The sequence below is a fragment of the Nocardia sp. NPDC058518 genome (assembly GCF_042719655.1).
Taxonomy (GTDB): domain Bacteria; phylum Actinomycetota; class Actinomycetes; order Mycobacteriales; family Mycobacteriaceae; genus Nocardia.
Map to the genome: position 1 here is coordinate 325,232 of NZ_JBHXNJ010000005.1, position 18,555 is coordinate 343,786.

Annotated in this window: 14 protein-coding genes; 6 read left to right on the forward strand and 8 right to left on the reverse strand. The window is 68.9% G+C overall.

The genetic code is table 11. The features are described 5' to 3' along the window. Window positions 1–108: 108 nt before the first annotated feature. The gene (locus ACFWPX_RS12310) at window positions 109–540 is read right to left on the reverse strand and encodes an SRPBCC family protein (protein ID WP_378912545.1); all 432 of its coding nucleotides are present in this window, start codon (window positions 538–540) and stop codon (window positions 109–111) included. Window positions 541–580: 40 nt separating this feature from the next. Further along, entirely contained in the window at window positions 581–1,351 is a 771-nt protein-coding gene (locus ACFWPX_RS12315; RefSeq protein ID WP_378912544.1) for a hypothetical protein, read from the reverse strand. Between the two features lie 167 nt (window positions 1,352–1,518). On the opposite strand from ACFWPX_RS12315, the gene ACFWPX_RS12320 reads away from it, so the two are divergent. Next, window positions 1,519–2,682, forward strand: coding sequence for a sensor histidine kinase (locus ACFWPX_RS12320; RefSeq protein WP_378927496.1), 1,164 nt, complete (start codon window positions 1,519–1,521; stop codon window positions 2,680–2,682). 9 nt (window positions 2,683–2,691) lie between these two features. Continuing rightward, complete coding sequence (locus tag ACFWPX_RS12325; protein ID WP_378912542.1) at window positions 2,692–3,357, forward strand: response regulator; 666 nt, start codon at window positions 2,692–2,694, stop codon at window positions 3,355–3,357. Window positions 3,358–3,367: 10 nt separating this feature from the next. On the opposite strand, the gene ACFWPX_RS12330 is transcribed toward ACFWPX_RS12325, so the two are convergent. Further along, window positions 3,368–4,264, reverse strand: coding sequence for a hypothetical protein (locus ACFWPX_RS12330; RefSeq protein WP_378912541.1), 897 nt, complete (start codon window positions 4,262–4,264; stop codon window positions 3,368–3,370). A gap of 155 nt (window positions 4,265–4,419) precedes the next feature. On the opposite strand from ACFWPX_RS12330, the gene ACFWPX_RS12335 reads away from it, so the two are divergent. Then, complete coding sequence (locus ACFWPX_RS12335) at window positions 4,420–6,846, forward strand: protein kinase (RefSeq protein ID WP_378927497.1); 2,427 nt, start codon at window positions 4,420–4,422, stop codon at window positions 6,844–6,846. 132 nt (window positions 6,847–6,978) lie between these two features. On the opposite strand, the gene ACFWPX_RS12340 is transcribed toward ACFWPX_RS12335, so the two are convergent. From ACFWPX_RS12340 to ACFWPX_RS12350, 3 genes are read right to left on the reverse strand one after another with little or no spacing between them, the layout of a single operon-like run. Beyond that, on the reverse strand, window positions 6,979–9,471 hold the full coding sequence (locus tag ACFWPX_RS12340) for an ABC transporter permease (protein WP_378927498.1): 2,493 nt from the start codon (window positions 9,469–9,471) through the stop codon (window positions 6,979–6,981). Next, complete coding sequence (locus ACFWPX_RS12345; protein ID WP_378927499.1) at window positions 9,468–10,190, reverse strand: ABC transporter ATP-binding protein; 723 nt, start codon at window positions 10,188–10,190, stop codon at window positions 9,468–9,470. The genes ACFWPX_RS12340 and ACFWPX_RS12345 overlap by 4 nt, the downstream gene beginning before the upstream one ends. A 27-nt stretch (window positions 10,191–10,217) precedes the next feature. Further along, the gene (locus ACFWPX_RS12350; RefSeq protein ID WP_378912536.1) at window positions 10,218–10,541 is read right to left on the reverse strand and encodes a hypothetical protein; all 324 of its coding nucleotides are present in this window, start codon (window positions 10,539–10,541) and stop codon (window positions 10,218–10,220) included. A 156-nt stretch (window positions 10,542–10,697) separates the two neighbouring features. Here ACFWPX_RS12350 and ACFWPX_RS12355 point away from each other — a divergent pair, with 156 nt between their 5' ends. The 3 genes from ACFWPX_RS12355 to ACFWPX_RS12365 all read left to right on the forward strand — a co-directional run bounded on the left by ACFWPX_RS12355 (window position 10,698) and on the right by ACFWPX_RS12365 (window position 15,639). Continuing rightward, window positions 10,698–12,011, forward strand: coding sequence for a sensor histidine kinase (locus tag ACFWPX_RS12355; protein ID WP_378927500.1), 1,314 nt, complete (start codon window positions 10,698–10,700; stop codon window positions 12,009–12,011). Next, window positions 12,008–12,697, forward strand: a complete 690-nt coding sequence (locus ACFWPX_RS12360) for a response regulator (RefSeq protein ID WP_378912534.1) — start codon at window positions 12,008–12,010, stop codon at window positions 12,695–12,697. Before ACFWPX_RS12355 ends, ACFWPX_RS12360 begins: the two co-directional genes overlap by 4 nt. Before the next feature lie 101 nt (window positions 12,698–12,798). Beyond that, a complete protein-coding gene (locus ACFWPX_RS12365; protein WP_378927501.1) occupies window positions 12,799–15,639 on the forward strand; it encodes a protein kinase in 2,841 nt (946 codons plus the stop codon). A 41-nt stretch (window positions 15,640–15,680) separates the two neighbouring features. On the opposite strand, the gene ACFWPX_RS12370 is transcribed toward ACFWPX_RS12365, so the two are convergent. Both ACFWPX_RS12370 and ACFWPX_RS12375 read right to left on the reverse strand, forming a co-directional pair. Beyond that, complete coding sequence (locus ACFWPX_RS12370; RefSeq protein WP_378927502.1) at window positions 15,681–16,181, reverse strand: NADPH-dependent FMN reductase; 501 nt, start codon at window positions 16,179–16,181, stop codon at window positions 15,681–15,683. 21 nt (window positions 16,182–16,202) lie between these two features. Further along, complete coding sequence (locus ACFWPX_RS12375; protein ID WP_378927503.1) at window positions 16,203–18,524, reverse strand: FdhF/YdeP family oxidoreductase; 2,322 nt, start codon at window positions 18,522–18,524, stop codon at window positions 16,203–16,205. Between the last annotated feature and the right edge of the window lie 31 nt (window positions 18,525–18,555).

Consider the following 18,555-nt stretch of genomic DNA (forward strand, 5'->3'; position numbering starts at 1 on the left):
GCTGGCGGGGGGGGGGGTGGGCGGGCGCTCGGGCTGCGGGGCGATGACTTCGAGCGTGGGGGGGGGGTCCTGGGGCAACACCGCCCCCCCCCCCCCCCCGCTTTTCGGTTACGCGGTCGCGCGGCGGCCGACGCCCGCTGTCATCGCGGCGAAGCCAGAGCGCAGATGCTTGCCCAGTGCCAAGGCCACCACCGGGCTGAACCAGCCGGCGAGGGTGAACCGGGACTCGTAGCGGCACCGGTCGGGGCCGAGGGGTACGACGGTGTGTGAGCGCAGGCTGTGCAGGGTGCCGAGGGGTACCGGCGACATCGAGTAGCTGAACTCGACACCCGGGGTGTGGGTGCGGATCCATTCGCGCTGTGGGCGGCGGTTGTTGCCCAGTTTTACCTTCATGTCGATGGCCGAGCCCGGTTCCAGGGTGCTCGACGCTTCGTAGCAGAAGGTGTTCCACTCGCCGTAGCGTTCGAAATCTGTGAGCACCTCCCACACCTTCGCGGCAGGGGCGTCGATTTCGATCGTTTCGTCGATGACTAGAGCCATGTGTGAAAACTAGGACATGTTCTAGTTTTCGGCAACCGGATCAGGCCAACCGGCGACGTACCTTGCGCAGCGCGTCGATGATCACGGCCGAGGCCGCCGTCACCGCGAACAGGCCGAGAACCGTGCGTGCGAGCGGCCAGAGGTTGGGGCGGTCGGCCGGGTCGGTCTGGGCGAAGACGTTCTCGACCACCGGTGCGCCGTACTCCTGGCGGCGCGAGTTCACGTCCACGGCGGTGAACGCGATATCGGCCATCACGGCGCAGCGGGCGCGGGAGAACTCGTCGTCGCGCAGCTCGCAGGCCGCGTGGATGCGCCGGTTCAGTGCCGCGTCCACCGAGCGGCGGGCCCATCCGCCCAGCGGTTCGTCGACCCGCTCGGCGTAGCGCAGCACGTCGTAGCCCAGGTCGTGGGCCCTGCAGGCGGGCTCGAACTCGGCGGGCAGCGTCACCGGCGAGGAACAGCCGCCGTTCGGGTTCACCAGCAGGCCTTCCTGCGGCGCGGGGTCGTAACCGAACTTGTAGCCGAAGTCGCGCGGGATCAGCGAAGTCGCGTCGGGGCTGTCGTCGGTGAGCGCCCGCACCGCGGCGGCGGCCACCACGTTCTCGGTGGCTTCCGGCGTGGTGCCACCCATGGCGCCCGGTGCCGACATGACCACCGCCGCTGCCATGGCCAGTCCGGCCGTGCACAGGGCGACGCCGCTACGACGGCGGTGCTGCCCGGCGGGGGCAGGAGCGGGGGCCGGCTCGGAGGCGGCGGTATCTGCGGTACGGGCCACAACAGCGGCGGGTACCGGGCGAAGCGGGGTGTTCATGGCCTCCGACGGTAAGGAGCGGGTCTCGCGGCGGACATCCCGCTGCGGACTTGTTTATCGGGGCGCACGGGTGGCAGACCCGGCGCCGGGGTCACACCAGGGTAGGGGGTCGTATTCGGTTCGTGGGTATGAGGTCCGCTGACCGGACGGTTCGTAGGCTCACTGTCATGACCGCACCACTGCCCCCTGCCGCGCGACGAGTACCCGCGCGCACCTGGTTCGACTTCGCAACGGTGCTGGTCGCGCTGATTTTGTACAGCATCGCGTGGCCCACGCTGTTCGTGACCCACGAGGTGTCGCCGGTCACCGCGCCGCTGCTGTCGGCACTGGCGGCCTTCCCGATTCTGTTCGTGCGGGTCAACCCGGCGATGGGCTGGGCGATCTCCGCCGGCGCCGCGCTGCTGTTCTCGATCGGCCTGCAGCCGGGTGCGGACAACGACCTGCCCTTCCAGGTCGTGCACATCATCGTGCTGTTCGTGCTGCTGTTCGCGGTGGCGGTACGGGCCTCGGTGCCGATCGTGGTCGTCGCCTGGGCGGCTACCTCGATGCTGTTCGCCACGACGATGCCCGGCTCGGATACCGGTCCGCTGTGGGGCTGGGCGATGGGGTTCGGCGCGCTGGCCCTGTTCGGCTATCTCGTGCGGATCCTGCTGGCCTCGCGGCGCAAGCTCGAGCGGCAGGAAGAGGTGACCGAACTCGAGCGGGCGCGGCGGGCGATCCTCGAGGAGAAGGCGCGGATCGCTCGTGACCTGCACGATGTGGTCGCTCACCACATGTCGATGGTGGTGGTGCAGGCCCAGACCGCGCCGTACCGGATCACCGACCTCGACCCGGCCTCGCGGGCCGAATTCGAATCCATCGGCGCCACCGCCCGTACCGCGCTCAACGAGATCCGGGGCCTGCTCGGGGTGTTGCGCAGTGACGGCCAGCTGCCCGAACACGCGCCGCAGCCGCGCGCCGCGGACGTGCCCGCGCTGTGCGCGTCGGCCCTGCGCGCGGGTCTGCCGGTCGACTGGACGGTGACCGGGGATCTGGATTCGGTGCCGGAGACGACCGGGCTGGTCGTCTATCGGGTGGTGCAGGAATCGATGGCCAACTGCGCGCGGCACGCACCGGGCGCGGCGGTGCAGGTGGCGGTGGCGGTCGCCCCCGGCGAGGTGAGTGTGACCGTGCACAACGCCGCGACCGCCACGGTGTCGCAACCCGGTGCGGGCGGTGGTCACGGCATCGACGGCATGCGCACTCGCGTTGTCGCGGTGGGCGGTGAACTCCACGCGGGGCCCACACTCACCGGCGGATTCGAGGTCTCGGTGAAACTGCCCACCCTCTAAGGTGGTTGGGTGGCTATTACCGTTTTGATCGCCGACGACCAGGCGATGGTGCGCCAGGGTTTCGGCGCCCTGCTGGGTGCGCAGACCGATATCAGCGTCGTCGGCGACGCACCCGACGGCAAGGTGGCGGTGGCCGAGGCCAAGCGGCTGCGTCCCGATGTGGTGCTGATGGATGTGCGGATGCCGGAGATGAACGGGCTCGACGCCGCCCGCGCGATCCTGACCGCGAATTTCGATCCGCCGGTGCGGGTTCTCATGCTCACCACCTTCGACATCGACGACTACGTCTACGAGGCGCTGAGTATCGGTGCGAGCGGGTTCCTGCTCAAGGACGCGCCCGCCGAGGAATTGGTGCGCGCGGTACGGGTGGTCGCCGACGGTCAGGCGCTGCTCGCGCCGACCATCACCCGCAGACTCATCGCCGACGTCACCCGCAGACGCAATACGGTGCGCGCCGCCCCGGCGCCCGCGCTCGGCACACTCACCCCGCGCGAACGCGAGGTGCTCGAACTGGTGGCCAAGGGGTTGTCGAACACCGAGATCGCCGCGGCGCTGTTCGTGGCCGAGCAGACCGTGAAAACCCATGTCTCCAAGGTGTTCTCGAAGCTCGGGCTGCGCGACCGCGCCCAGGCGGTGGTCCTGGCGTATGAATCCGGCCTGGTCGTTCCCGGCTGAGCCGGTGCGCTCAGCGCGGGCAGACCCCGCCGCGCAGTTCCGGCAGGTGCCGGGCCAGCAGCAGCGCCAACCGGTCGAGCAGTGCGGTGGTGTCGTCGAACGACCCCGAATCAGCTTGCGCCGCAAGGGCTACCGCGAGCTGACCGCTGCCGACGGGCACCAGTCCGAACTGGCGCACGGTGTAGACCCCGGTGACGTCGTCGGGGCCCCAGCCGCCTTTGAACTCGGTGTCGTCGAGCAGGCCAAGACCCCAGCCCTGTTCCTCGGTGATCTCGCCCATCAGCGAGGTGACGACCTCGGCCTGCGGCAGGCAGGGCAGCCGCGACGCGAACCGCACCTGGTTGGCCAGCGACCACACGGTGCCACCGAAGGCGGTGCCGTCGAGTTCGGTGCGGGTGCCCGCCTTTCCGGTGGCCGTGTCGCCCGCCTCGTCGAGGATCTGCTGCACGGCGTCGGCGGCTTCCGGTGCGTCACCGAGGGATTCCCACAGGCCCTCGGCGGCGTCGTTGTCCGACACCGTGATCGCGGCCTGCGCCATCTCGAAGATCGACTGGTCCTGATCGTGGCGCAACGCGGCGACGGCGAGCGGGATCTTGATCGTGGACCAGGCGATGCCGGTGTCCCAGTCGCCGTAGATCGTCATCCGGCCGCCGCCGACCGGCATCAAGGCCATACCGACCTGGCCGGGCAGCTTCGATTGCAGCTGGGTGAACTCCGCGGCCAGGGAATCGGGCAGCACGATGGACAGTCCCGGATGCCAGGCGTCTTCGCTGTTCACGGTGACCGTGGGCGCGCTCACCGCCGTCGGGGTGCCTGGCGTGGTACACGAGGTGGACAGCGCTGCGGTTGCCAGCACTCCACCGAGCAGCAGCCTGCGACAGGCAGCCGCCTTTCCGGTCGACTTCACCACCGAATCCTCCCCACCACCCAGTGCGCGTGTGCTTCGGCGGTGCAAACTTCTCGTCGAGCGCGTCCGGACGCTACCGGACGACTGTTAGCAAGTTTCACCGATTTTCGGCGAGAATTCGAATGAGCGTGGTCACACGGTCGGAAGGGGGTCACATGCACGACATCGGTGAGGTGTTCGCCGGGTTCACCATCGAGGCGATGTTGGGCCAGGGCGGCATGGGCACGGTGTATCTGGCCCGGCATCCGCGCCTGGATCGGCTGACCGCGCTCAAGCTGCTCAATCGGGACCTGTTCGCCGACGAGCGAGTTCGCGCGCGGTTCGAACGGGAGGCCGATCTGGCCGCCGGGCTCGACCATCCCGGCATCGTCACCGTCTACGACCGGGGGACCGAGGGCGAACAACTCTGGATCAGCATGCAGTACGTCGACGGGATCGACGCCGCGACCGTCGACCCGATGGCATTGCCGCCCGAGCGGGCCGTGCAGATCATCGAAGGGGTGGCCGACGCACTGGATTACGCGCACGGCAGGGGAGTGCTGCACCGCGATGTGAAGCCCGCCAATATCTTGCTGGCCCGCTCCACCGGTGGCCAGGGCGAGCGAGTCTTCCTCACCGACTTCGGCATCGCCCGCCTGCGCGCCGACTCCACCCACCTCACCCAGCAGGGAATGTTCACCGCGACACTGGCTTACGCGTCGCCGGAACAGATGACCGGCGCCGAACTCGACCATCGCTCCGACCAGTACTCGCTGGCTTGTTCGCTGTACTGGTTGTTCACCGGGTTGGCACCCTTCGACTCCGCCGACCCGAACGAGATCATCCGCGGAACCCTCTATGCCCCGCCGCCGCCTTTGGCGCTGCGTCGCGCGGGTCTGCCGCCGATCATGGATGCCGTTCTCGCCGCGGCGATGGCGAAACACCCTGCGGCGCGGTTCGATTCGTGCGTCGCGTTCGCCAAGGCCGCACGTCAGGCACTCACCTCGAAGACGCCGCCCGTCCTGCCGCGTCCACCCGCTAACCCGCCGGGCTTCTACCCGCCTGCCCCGCAGCCCGGACCGGCCGCGCCCTTCCCGCAACCCGGTATGGCGCCCCCTGGCTACCAGGTCCCGTCCATGCAGCCTGCGCCACAACCCAATTGGCAGCCGCCGCCCCGTCCGCCAGCTGCCGCCCCTCCTGCTGCGGGCCAGCGACCGGTCGCGCCGCACCAGGCCGCCGGTCCCGTTGCCGCACAGCCGAACGCGGTACCGGCGCCACCTCCTGGTGATGTCGGAATACCGTCCAGCCCGATATCTCTCGACAAGCCTGCGTCGTCCGCAGTGGAGCGATCCCACGGCGGTGAGGCGATCGGCGGCGACCTCGGCCCTGGATCCGCGGGCTCCGGTAGCGGAAGTCCGGCTGCTTACGGCGATGCTCCGGCGGAGGTATCCGCCACTGCGGCAACAGATGTCGTGTCGATGCCTGATGCGGGCGAACTGGATGCGGCGAACTCGGCGGCCCTGACCAAGGTGACATCGATCGCTGGACCATCGAACGCGGCACCAGCGGGGCCGGTGTCGCCGGAGGGGGCCGCGGGGCAGTCCAGCCGGGCGGGACAGCCCGGCAACGCAGCGCAGAGCAATGCGGGGCAGCTGGGCAGTGCCGCCCAGCCGGGCAATGTGGGTCAGCCGGGCAGTGCCGCTCAGTCGTGCAGCGTGGGTCAGGCAGGCAGTGTGGGGCAGCCGGGTGGCGCAGGACCGCACGCCGACGCGAGCCGGCCGGTTGCGGCGGGGCAGCCCGGTGGCACGGTCATGTCCGGCGGCCCGGTCATGCCGGGTGGCGCGGGGCAGCAGCCCGGTGCGGTGCGGCCGGGGCAGCGGGGGCCCTGGATGGTGCCGAATCGGGGGTATTGGCCGGTGCCGCGGCGGGTTTCGGGGATGCAGCGGTTCGGATGGGTGCTGTTGGTCGCGCTTGTTCTGGTGTTGGTGGCGTTGGTTGCCGCCTTGGTTGTCGTGGTCTTGCCGGGGGATGACGAAGGCGATCTCGACGCGGAAGGTGGCGCGAAGGTGCCGTCGAGTTCGGTTGCGGAGGCGGAGGATTCGTTCGCGAGTAGTCGGCGGGTTTTTCCGACACTGGTTCCGCAGGGGGAGATGAGTGATGGGATGGGGTATCGGGGGGCGCGGTGTGTGGGGGTGCGCAATGTCAGCGAGTTGGCCTGGAAAGAGCCTGCGTTGCAGTGGACTCCGATCACTACGGGGTGGCAGTGCGAGCGGGCCGAGAATCAGGCGGGAGCGGTGAGCTACCTGGTGCTGGAGTACGCGAACGAGGGCCAGGCGCGGTCGGTGTTGGAGGCGCTACCCGCGACGGTTCGCTATGCGGGGGACAAGGACGGCGTGCCGTTCTCGTTGCAGCGGTGGGTGGTTCAGGATCCGGCGAGCACTCGCACGCAGACCGCGCATCAGGTATTGAGCTTCCCCGATGACTCGGATCGCGCGAATTACCTTGTCGTGGTGAGCCGCCGGGGCAGCAGCGGCACCAGCGGGGCCCCGCGCCCCTCCGCCCAGGACGAGGTCATCGCGTGGTGGGAAGAAGTCCCCCTCTGACCGACTCGTGACCTCGCGGCATCAGCCTCCCACCGCACAGGGCGTCACCACGCCGGCCAGCCTGCGACTGAATCAGGCGTCTGTCGGCTCTTCGGCGCCAGGCAGTGGTGCCTGACGCCGCAGAGACCAACGTCAGTCCACGGCCAGCGCCGCCACGATCGGCATCCTGGCCGCACGCAAGGCAGGCGGGATGGATCCCAGCAGCGCCAGACCAAGTGCCACCGCACCGTAGACCGCGATCAGTGGGCTCGGGCGGTAGACGATGTCGATGGTCATCGCGTGGCCGATCGCCACAGTGGCCAGGTACTGCACCGCGATGCCGACGACGAGACCGATTGCCGCGCCGATGAATCCGATGCCCGCTGCTTCGGCCAGCACCGAGCGCAGGAGGAACTTGCGGTTGGTGCCCATGGCGCGCAGCACCCCCAGCTCCCTGCGTCGCTCCAGGACCGACAGCATCAGGGTGTTCAGCAATGCCACCGTCGCCACCAGCACGACGATCCACAGGATCATGTTGCTCATCGCCGCACCCTGCTCGACGCTCGAGGAGATCGCGTCGACCATGTCGGCACCGGTGTCGACATGGATCTCCTGGGGGACCATCGCGCGAACCGCGGCCCGCACCGCGTCGGGGTCGGCGCCGGGCACGTACTGGATCGACAGGATCGTCTCACCGGGCCGCTGATACCACTCCCGCATCTGGTCGAGGTTCATCATCACCACACCGGAGACCGCGGTGAAGTACGGAATCACCTGCAGTACTGTGGTTTTCCGCTCACCGGAGGGGGTGGGCATGGTGATCTCGTCGCCGACGGCGAGCGAGAGCGAACGGGCCACATCGCGGGTGATGACAACGCCTTCGCGCCGCTCCATCTGATCGATCACCGCCGGGGCCACCGCGCCGAGGCGGGTGTCGGAGGTGCTCGGCGGATAACCCTGCAACATCACCCGGCCGCTGCCGATGGTCGCGAAGGCCATCTGGGCGGGGTTCACCTGTTCGACACCGGGCACGGCCGCGACCCGGTCGGCCAAACCGGGGGGCAGCACGGGGCCGGTCGGGAACTGTTCGACGGGGCTCGGGCTCACGTAGAGGTCGGTGTCGCCGAGACTCTGGAACGAATCGGTCGCCGACTTCACCATGTTGCCCGCCGCGCCACCGAGGGCGACCACCGCCGCGACCCCGATCATCACCGTCATCGCGGTAGCCCACACGCGGCGCGGCGCGCGTTCCAGCGTCGTCGCCCCGAGCGCGCCCGGCGCACCGAACCAGCGCGAGATCGCCGCGGACCCACGCACGATCGGTCCGGTGGCGGCGAAACACAGGAACACTGTCGCGGTGAACGACATCGTGATCGCGGCCAGCGACAGCCTGCCGAGGTCGAGGAAGGCGATGACGACCGCCGCCGCACCGAGGAACAGGCCACCGGCCAGCGCGACCCACCGCAGAACCGAACCGGTCGACGCGGCATCACTGGCCTCCACGGGCGCCAGCGCCTCGACCGGGGCGACCTTGTACACCTGGCGCGCGGCGATCGACGCCGCCAGCACCGTCGCCACCACACACGCGGAGATCGCCACGGGCACCGCGTAGTTCGGTACCTGGAACTCGGTCCGCGCCTCGACCGACTGCACGATCGCGGCGGGTAGCCTGCCGATCGCGAACCGCCCCATCAGCGCACCGATTCCCGCACCGATCGCCCCACCGATCAGCCCGAGCATCGCCGCCTCGACGAGCAGATCGCGCACCATCGGCGCACGCTTGCCGCCGATCGCCCGCAACAGCGACAGCGTCGGCCTGCGTTGCGCCACCGCCATACTCATCGCGTTGTAGATCAGGAAGGCCGACACGATCAGCGCCGCCGCCGACGACATCAGCGTGGAATACCGCATGATCTGGATGGCGCCACCGGCCTGCGCGGTGCGCAGACTTGGTTCGGCGACCACGGCACGCCCGTCCACCGCTTCGGTGAGCGCGGTGCGCAGCGCGGCCACATCGGTGCCGGGTTCCACCACGATCTGCACCGAATCGAGCTTGCCGACCCGGTCGGTGAGCAATTGGATCAGCGGCAGCGGACCGGCCACCACGTGGCCGCTGTTGAGCCGGTCGGTCGCCTCGGAGTCGAGGACGGCGGCCACCTTGGCCGTGCCTGCCCCGATCGGCACCGGGTCACCCTCGCGCAGGCCCATGGCCGCGCCGACCAGCACGCCGCGCTCGGTACCGAGCAACTTGGTGGTGTACTGCGACATCGGCCCGGCCAGATCGCTGCCGAGTGCGCCGATCGTCTGATCGGCCCCGATCAGCAGTGCCCGATCAGGACCTGCCCCCAGCGTCGCGCGCAGCATCGGCACCGCCGTCGCCACCCCGGGCGTCGCGGAGATCCGGGGTAGCAGAGACTGTTCGAATCCCGCGTCGGTGATCCCGGTGATCTCGAGTTCGGCGGTGCCTGCCAGGCCCTTGGTGAGTTTGTCGACCGACCCGGTGACCGAGCCGGAAATACTCAGCACCGCCACGATCAACGCCGCCGAAACCCCCATCACCGCACCCGACAACAGGGTGCGGCCCGGATGGCGGAGCAGTTCGCCGATATTAAACAGCCGCAACCGGTCCCATGCCGCGGCGATCACGCGTCGACCCGCGCGGTGGCCAGCTCATCGGCGCCGATCCGGCCGTCGCGCAATGTGATCACCCGGTCGCAGTAGTCGATCGAGCTCATGTCGTGAGTCACCATCACGACCGAATTGCCCTGCGCGGTAATGTCACCGAGCAGGGCGAGGATCGCGGCACCGGTCTTGGAGTCGAGGTTGCCGGTCGGCTCGTCGGCCAGGATCAGCGGCGGATCCATGATCAGGGCCCGCGCCACCGCCACGCGCTGCATCTGCCCACCGGACAGTTCCGCGGGCCGATGCTGTGCCCGATCGCCGAGGCCGACGAGGTCGAGCAATTCCAGCGCGCGCGGCTTCGCCTTGCGTAATCCGGTGCCGTCCAGCAATTTCGGGACGGCCACGTTCTCCCACGCCGACAGGGTCGGCAGCAGGTTGAAGAACTGGAAGACGAAGCCGACCTGTTCGAGCCGGAACGCGGCCTGCTCGTCCTCATCGAGATCGCCGATCTCGGCGCCGCGGAAGCGGATCGAGCCCTCGTCGGGACGGTCGAGCGCGCCGAGCAGGTGCAGCAGGGTGCTCTTGCCCGAACCGGACGGGCCGATGATCGAGGTGAACTGGCCCGCCTCGATGCGCATGCTCACCTCGTCGAGCGCGCGTACTTCCTGATCGCCGACGCGATACTGCTTGACCACCCGGGTCAACTCCAGCATCGGCTGCTGTGGCGATTCGATGTCGGGCATATCTTGTCCCCCAGGGAGTTTCGGGTATCAGCGTGCGAGTGCGCGGTCGCGGGTAGTCTGCCCGATCGCCCGGCGTGCGTCGAGAAGCGCACGCAGGCCAGGTTGTTCGGCGGCCAGCTCGAGATAGGCCTCCATCGGGGTGAGGCCGTCGATCTCGGCGAGCTCGAGTTTGACGTGTAGATGGTTGTCCCAGCGGTTGGCCAGCGCCTGCAGCAGGCCCTCGACGCCGCCGAAGAGCCTGTCGAGGTCGGCGATACCGGCGAACAGCGCTGGGTCGTTCGGGTCGATCGCGGCCCTGGCGAGCACGGTGTGCACGATCTCGGTGCGGTGGTGTAGGTCGGTCCAGGTCATGGGCTTCACCTTCCGTGAGCGGGTGAACCAAACGCTACGGGCGGTCAAAGGCCGAATCGTCGTGCCGGGGACCCGACTTCTCCTCCTACCGCGGTAGGAGATCGGTACCGTTCGCGGGACGATGCTCGGCCGGTAGGTGGCGACTAGCCTTACATCATGGATGTGAGCCACGCCATCCCCGCGAACGCGCCGGGCCGGCCGAGCCTGCGGCAGCGGTTCGCGGCCAGGGCCGGGGTGCCACGTCTGCTCACCACGGTCCGCGAACGCATCGAATCGTTGCCCTACGACTATCCACCCGCGGTGATCCTCGCCGCTGACATCGCACTGCTGGTGGTCACCGGCGCGGCGGTGATCCAGCGGCATTCCTACTTTCCGAGCCCGCTGCCGTTGCTGGCCATGGCCACCGCGTTCCTGCCGATACCCCTGTTCGCGATTTTTCACGTGAACCCGCACCCCATCCTGTTGAAGGGGTCCGCTCTACTGTCCTGCGGCTTGTTCCTCCTACAGCCGGTCACCGCCGACTTCGCGCCGTTCGTGTTGGTGATCGTCGCCGGTGAGGTGGCCGCGGTCGCTTCCCGCGGGTGGACGATCGGATTCACCCTGCTCGCCATCCTCGAACTGGTCGCGTTCGACCTCGCCGGGCACCTGAAGTGGGGTGAGCAGCCGCTGGAAGGGCTGCCCATGTACGTCATCGGTGTCCTGCTCGGCATGTTCGTCGGGGTGTTGCTGCAGTACCAGCGGCGATTCCTGTATCAAGAACGCGAGAATCAGGCGATCCGCTCCGGTCAGGCCGCCGACGAGGAACGGCGCCGGATCGCGCGCGAAGTCCACGATGTGATCGCCCATTCACTCTCGATCACCCTGCTGCACCTGACCGCCGCCCGGCGCGCACTGCAGACCGACGACGACCCCACCGAGGCGGTGGAAGCGCTCGTCGAGGCCGAACGCCTCGGCCGCCAGGCGATGGCCGACATCCGGCGCACCGTCGGCATGCTCGACGCGGGCCCGGCCCAGCTGACCCCCGAGCCGTCCGTCGCCGACATCGACGAGCTCGTCGGCGACTTCCGCCGCGCCGGGCTCACCGTCGACTACACGCGCACCGGCGAGCTGTCCACCGTTACCGGCGCCATCGGCCACGCGCTCTACCGGATCGGCCAGGAATCGCTGGCCAATGTCATCAAGCACGCGCCGGGCACCGCCGCCACGGTCCGCCTCGATGTCACCGCCGAGGCCGCGATGCTGGTCGTGTCGAATCCGCTTCCGCTCGGTATCGCGCCCCGCCGCGACACCGGGATGGGACTGCGCGGCATGCGTAAACGCACCGAACTGCTCGGTGGGAAGATCACCGCGGGCAACGGCGACGACGGCTGGACGGTGCGGGTCGGCTTCCCGCTGCGAACAGGCTCGTGCGTCGCCATCGCGACGATGCTGCCGGGCAAGCTCTGGAACAAACCCCAGGAGGACACGTGACGACCGCTTCGCCGATCGAGCAGCTGGTGACAGTGCTCGTGGTCGACGATCAGGAACTCGTGCGCGGTGGACTGCGCCGAATCCTGCGCCGCCGCGACGGCTTCACCATCAACGAGTGTGCCGACGGCGACGAGGTCGCCGCCGCGATCGCCACCCAACGGCCCGATGTGGTGCTGATGGATCTGCGCATGAAGCGGGTCGGCGGCATAGATGCGACCAGGTTGCTGCGTGCCCGTCCCGACGCTCCGCCGGTTCTCGTGCTCACCACCTTCGACGACGATCAGCTGCTCTCCGGGGCGTTGCGCGCGGGCGCCGCGGGGTTTCTGCTCAAGGACTCGCCCGCGGAGGATCTGATCCGCGCGGTCCGCACCGTGGCAGGCGGTGGCGCGTGGCTCGACCCCTCGGTGACGGGACGGGTACTCACGGCCTACCGAACAGTGAAACCGGTCGGTACCCGAACCGACCGCCGACTCGGCGAACTCACCGCCCGCGAGTACGAAGTGCTCGAATTGATCGGCTCCGGCCGGGTCAACAGCGAGATCGCCGCCGAACTCGGTATCTCGGAAGTAACGGTGAAAAGCCACGTCGGACACATATTCGGCAAGCTGGACCTGCGCGACCGAGCTGCCGCGATCGTGTTCGCGTTTGACCACGGCGTAGTGACACCGGGAGAATCTTCCTACTGAGAAGCAGGTCCGGCGGACCTGCCAGAAGTGGGAGGCGGACGCCGGTGCACGCACCTGGGTCACGGGCGGGGACCAGATTCGGTCCGTACGAGTTGCGGTCGATGCTGGGCAAAGGCGGGATGGGCGAGGTCTACGAGGCCTACGACACCGGCAAAGATCGAGTGGTCGCCCTGAAGTTGCTGGCGCAGGAGCTGGCGCAGGACCCGGCCTACCAGGTCCGGTTCCGCCGGGAATCCCAAGCCGCGGCCAAGCTGGCCGAACCGCACGTCATCCCGATCCACGACTGGGGTGTGATCGACGGGGTCCTGTTCATCGACATGCGCTTGGTGCCCGGCGCCGATCTGCGGACGGTGCTGCGCGGGGGCGGGCCGATGAGCCCGGAACGCGCGGTCGCTGTCGTCGAGCAGATCGCCGCGGCGCTGGATGCCGCCCACGCGGGTGGCCTGGTGCATCGCGATGTGAAGCCCGCCAACATCTTGGTCACGCCCGCCGATTTCGCCTACCTCGCCGACTTCGGCATCGCGCACACCGAGGGTGACAGCGCGGTGACCCAGGCCGGGATGGCGGTGGGCTCCTACATCTACATGGCGCCGGAACGCTTCGATGTCGGCCCGATCTCGCACCGCGCCGACGTCTACTCGCTGGCCTGCGTGCTGCACGAGTGCCTCACCGGCGCTTCGCCTTTCCCGGCCGCGAGCATGAGCGTGCTGGTCCGCGCGCACCTGTCCGAGGCACCGCCACGTCCGAGTGAGTTACTGCACGGGATACCCGGCGCACTCGACGATGTCATCGGGACCGGCATGGCCAAGGACCCGTCCGATCGATACGCGTCGGCCGGTGCCCTGGCTGTCGCCGCTCGCCGAGCACTGGCCTCGGCCGTGCGGGACGGCGGCGCGCCCCTGCCCGCACCATCGGATGCTTTCGCGTCGTACACCGGGGCCCGCCGCGACCCCGGTGGCCATGATGTGACTCCAGGTTCTTCCCCCGGTGCCACGCTCCGTGGGCCCGCTGGTTCGCCGGCCGGTGGTCCGGGCTCCGCGCCTGCGCCAGGGCGCGGGTTCGCCGCGGCAGCCGGGTTCGCCGCCGGTGTGGGACGTGGCGCCGCCGGGGCGCCGACCGGTGTTCCCGCTGATGCCGAGCGCGCAGTGCCCGCCGAACCCGAACACGTCGAGCAGGTGCCGACGCCGACGGGGGAGTTCCGCGTGATCGGCGCGGTGACCGCGACCGGTGGCGTCGAGACTTCGCGCAGCCAGTCGACCGCGACCGGTGCCCAGCCGACATTGATCATCCGCCCACCCGAGGCGCGCTCCGGGGCAACGGACACCACCGGTTTCCGCCGCATCCCCGCGGAGGGCACCGGCGAGATCTCGATCCCCGCGGTGATCCAGCCGACCGGCCCCGCCGAGATCCGGGCCGCCGACACCCACTTCACGCCTCTCCCGTCGACCGACGAGCCGGAAGCCCCAGAGCCGCCACCGGCCTACACCCCTGACCAGGGTCTCCCGCGGATGCGTCCCTTCCCCGACGCGCACCTCTACGACGGTGCGCAGCCGGGCGAAACATCGGCTCCGCTCCCGCAGCCACCGCGCCCCGGCTCGGCTACCCCCTACCCGGCGCCGACAGGCCCGCACCTACTGCCCCCTCAGCAATACGGCCAGGACCCCCACCGGGCAGCCGCTACCCAGCGCTACACCGGCGAACACCCCATCCCGGCCGCGTACTCCCCGCCGACGGAGCAATACAACGCCCCGCCATCGAACCCCAACCCCCGCTTCCCCACTCCCGCACCGGAATTCGGCGCACCCCGCCCGAACCAGCCCGCCCCCTTCGCGGCGCCGACGCAGAAGTTCGGTGGCGACCTCGACGATCCGCGAGACCGATTCGGTGGTCCCGCCGATCGTTTCGACGATGATTCGGACGACCGGTTCGGTGGGCAGACCGGGCAGTTCGGTGACGACCGCGCGAACCCGGCCGATCGGCCCGGAGCCCCGACGCAATGGTTCGGTGACGAGGACAACGACCCGGAAGGGCGGGTCGACCCCCAACGTTTCGCCGCCACACAGCATTACGGCGGTGCGCCCGATGATCAGTTCAGTCCGCCGACCGAGCAGTACGACCCTGCCGAGGTGCAACGGTCGGCGCCGACCCAGCATTACGGTGGGAGCCACGCCGACGAACCGGATCCGCAGCGCTCGCAGCCGACACACCAATATCGTGGTGGCGCCGCACCGTTCGGTGCGCATCAAGCCCCGCCGGAGTTCGACGATCCGGCGCGTTCAGCCGCGACCAGACAGCACGTGGGCCAGGAGAACGCGTACTCCAATTACGACGAACCGCCCAGCGCCTACGGTGACCACGCCTACCGGGATCCTGACTACGATCCCGGCTACGGTCCGGATCCCGCCTATGGCCCCGACCCGGCGTACGGTCCCGATCCGGCCTGGGCGCACCAGGATTCGGGTCGCAGGCGATCGGTCCTGCTGCCGGTCCTCGTCGGTGTCCTCGCCGTGGTGGTACTCGCGGTCGGTGGCGCGATCGGCTGGCGCATGATGTCGGCCGCCGAGCCCGAACAAACCGCCACGGCCGCACCGATTTCGCAAGCACCGGGTGGTTCCGGCCAACCAGCGGGCACCACCCCGCGCGCGACCACCGCCGCTCCCACCACCACCTCGGCCGGACCGGTCACCCTGCCGGTCGGCGCACAGCCCTGCGAATCCGGTTCCGCCACCGGCGCTTACAGCAAAGTCGCCGTCGGCAGCGCCGTCACCAGCTGTGGCTTCGCCGAGGCGGTCCGGGAGGCCTACGCGGGCGGCGGCACCGGTGCGCGCCCAGTGGTGGCGACCAGCCCGGTGACCGGGCGCACCTACACGATGACGTGCGCCCCGGAGGGCAAACTCGTCACCTGCACCGGCGGCGAGAACGCCGTGGTCTACGTCTACTGACACCGAACGGCCGCGGCTCGGGGCCGCGGCCGCGAACAACCTCAGTGCGCCGAAGCGACCGCGATCATCGTGTCCCCGAGCCGATTCATCGTGTCCGGATCACTCCACGATCCGGTGATCGACACACCGTCGGCCACCACATCGGCGCCCGCCTTGCGTAATCGATCCGCCAGGTCCTGATTGATCACCTCGCCGGGACCCACCGTGATCACCGCGACCGGTTTGCCCCCGACGGTCGGAGCCGATTCCGGCGTGGCCAGCCAGGCGATCACGCTCGCCGCGAGCGTCGGCACGCTCGCGCCCTCGGCCGCGAACAGCAGCACACCGTCGGCTTCCAGCGTGGAGCGACGCAGCTGGTTGGCGATCAGCGGACGTCCGTCCTCGGTGTCGATCGCGGCACTGTAGGTGGGCAGGGTGTCGAGCTCGGCCAGACTCACCACGTCGATACTGTTGCGGATCGCCACCCGCTGGGCCTCGATCGCCAGCTGTTGCGAGGCGGAGTTCTCACCGGGTTCGGCGACCAGTGCGAGCAGATATGACATCGGGCATCCTTTCTCCTCGGGTCAACTCGACGGTGTGACAGTCACTTTCACGCTCTTCATCATCGGCTGATCGCTCTCGGTGCTGTAGTCGCCGATCGCGCACAGCACATTCATCTCCGGCATGTACCCGGCCGCGCAGCCCGCCGGAATGTCGTAGGAGACGACCTTGTATCGGTAGAGCGACCGCGTCGACCCGTCCCTGGCCGTGCTGGTGATATCGACCTCGTCGAACTCCCGCAAGCCGCGTTCGCGCATATCGCCGGTGTTCATGAAGATCAGCGTGCGCAGGTTCTTCACGCCGCGATAGCGATCGTTGTTCGTGTAGATGGTGGTGTTCCACTGGTCATGCGAACGCTGCGTCGCCAGGGTGAGCACCCCGGGCGGGTTGGTGGTGTCGGGCAGCGTCGCCGCGGAGAACTCCGCCTTGGCCGACGGGGTGAGGAAGATGAGCTCACGCGCGGGCTGGCGGATCCGGAAGCCGAGCCCGAGCCGCACCCGCCGGTTGTAGTCCTCGAAACCGTCGAGGACCTTCGACATGGTGTCGCGGATGCGGTCGTAGTCCTCGACGTAGTAGTCCCACGGCGTCTTCGTCTCGGGCAGTGCGGCTTTGGCGATACCGGCCAGGATCGCGGGCTCCGACAGCAGATGCGGCGACGCGGGCTTCTTCATGCCCTTGGACAGGTGCACCACGGCCATGCCGTTCTCCATCGAGATCACCTGCGGGCCGCTGCGCTGATGATCGTGTTCGGTGCGCGCGAGGCAGGGCAGGATCAGCGCGCGTCTGCCGTGCACGACGTGGCTGCGGTTGAGCTTGGTGGAGACCATGACGGTGAACTCGGCCTTCCGGAACGCCTCGAAGGTGTAGGCGCTGTCGGGCGCGGCCTGGACGAGGTTGCCGCCCATGCTCATGAAGAACTTCAGCTTGCCCTGCTGCATCGCCTCGATGGCGGCGACCACGTCGTAGCCGTTGGCGCGCGGCACCTCGATCTCGCACACTTTGGCCAGCCGGTCGAGGAATTCGGCGGGCGGATTGTTGGCGATGCCGCACGTCCGGTTGCCCTGCACATTGCTGTGTCCGCGCACCGGCGACGGGCCAGCGCCTTCACGACCGAGGTTGCCCCGCAGGAGAAGCAGGTTCACGATCTCGCGGATCGTCTCCACGCCGTGCTCGTGCTGGGTGATGCCGAGACACCAGCTGATGATGCTGCGGTCGGCGTCGCAGTAGATCCGGGCGGCTTTGCGGACCTGCGCCTCACTCAGTCCCGACTGGGTCTGGATCTCGGCCCAGGTGGTCGCCGCCACCTCGCGCACATAGTCGTCGAAGCCGAAGGTGTAGCGCTCGATGAACTCATGGTCCAGGGCCTTCTCGTCGGTCTCGGACTCTTCGAGGACGGCCTTGGCCATGCCGCGGATCAGCGCGAAGTCGCCGCCGATGCGCACCTGCAGATCGAGCGTGCCGGTCTTGGTGGGGTGGAAGGTGGCCATCGCAAGGAAGTCGTGCGGGATGATTGTGTTGCGCGAGCCCGCTTCGATCATCGGATTGACGTGCACCACCTGGGCGCCGCGCTGATAGGCCTCGGCGAGCGCGGTCAGCATGCGCGGTGCGTTCGAGGCGACATTGAGGCCCATGACGAACAGGGCGTCGGCCTTGTCCCAGTCTTCCAGGTCGCAGGTGCCCTTGCCAGTGCCGAGCGAGGCCTGCAGAGCGCGGCCGCTGGCTTCGTGACACATGTTGGAACAGTCGGGCAGATTGTTGGTGCCGTATTCGCGCACCATCAGCTGGTAGAGGAAGGTGGCCTCGTTGGCGAGCCGGCCGGAGGTGTAGAACGCGGCCTCGTTCGGGTCGGACAGGTCGCGTAGCGCCTTGCCCGCCATCTCGAACGCGGCAGCCCAGCTGATCGGCACGTAGTGGTCGGTCTCGGGGTCGTAGACCATCGGCTCGGTGAGCCTGCCCTGGTCTTCGAGATCGAAGGAACTCCAGGTGGCCAGCTCGGTCACGGTGTGCTGGGCGAAGAATTCGGGAGTGCATCGCTTGTGCGTCATCTCCCAGGTGACGTGCTTGATGCCGTTCTCGCACACGTCGAGTGCCAGGCCGTCGGTCGCGTCGGGCCAGGCACAGCCAGGGCAGTCGAAGCCGCGCTCCTGATGGTTCATCTTCAGGATGGCCTTGGTGCCGATGAACGGCTCGTGCTCCTTGCCGACCATGAATTTCCCGACCGCGATCGCCGCGCCCCAGCCCGCTGCCGGGTGATGGTAGGGCTTGGCTTTCGGCACGGCCGCCCGGTCGGCTGCTCCGCTCGGACCTCGATCGGGATCCCAGGTGTTGTACGGACCGTCAGCCATGCCAAATCTTCCCTTCGCGTGAATGCGGATC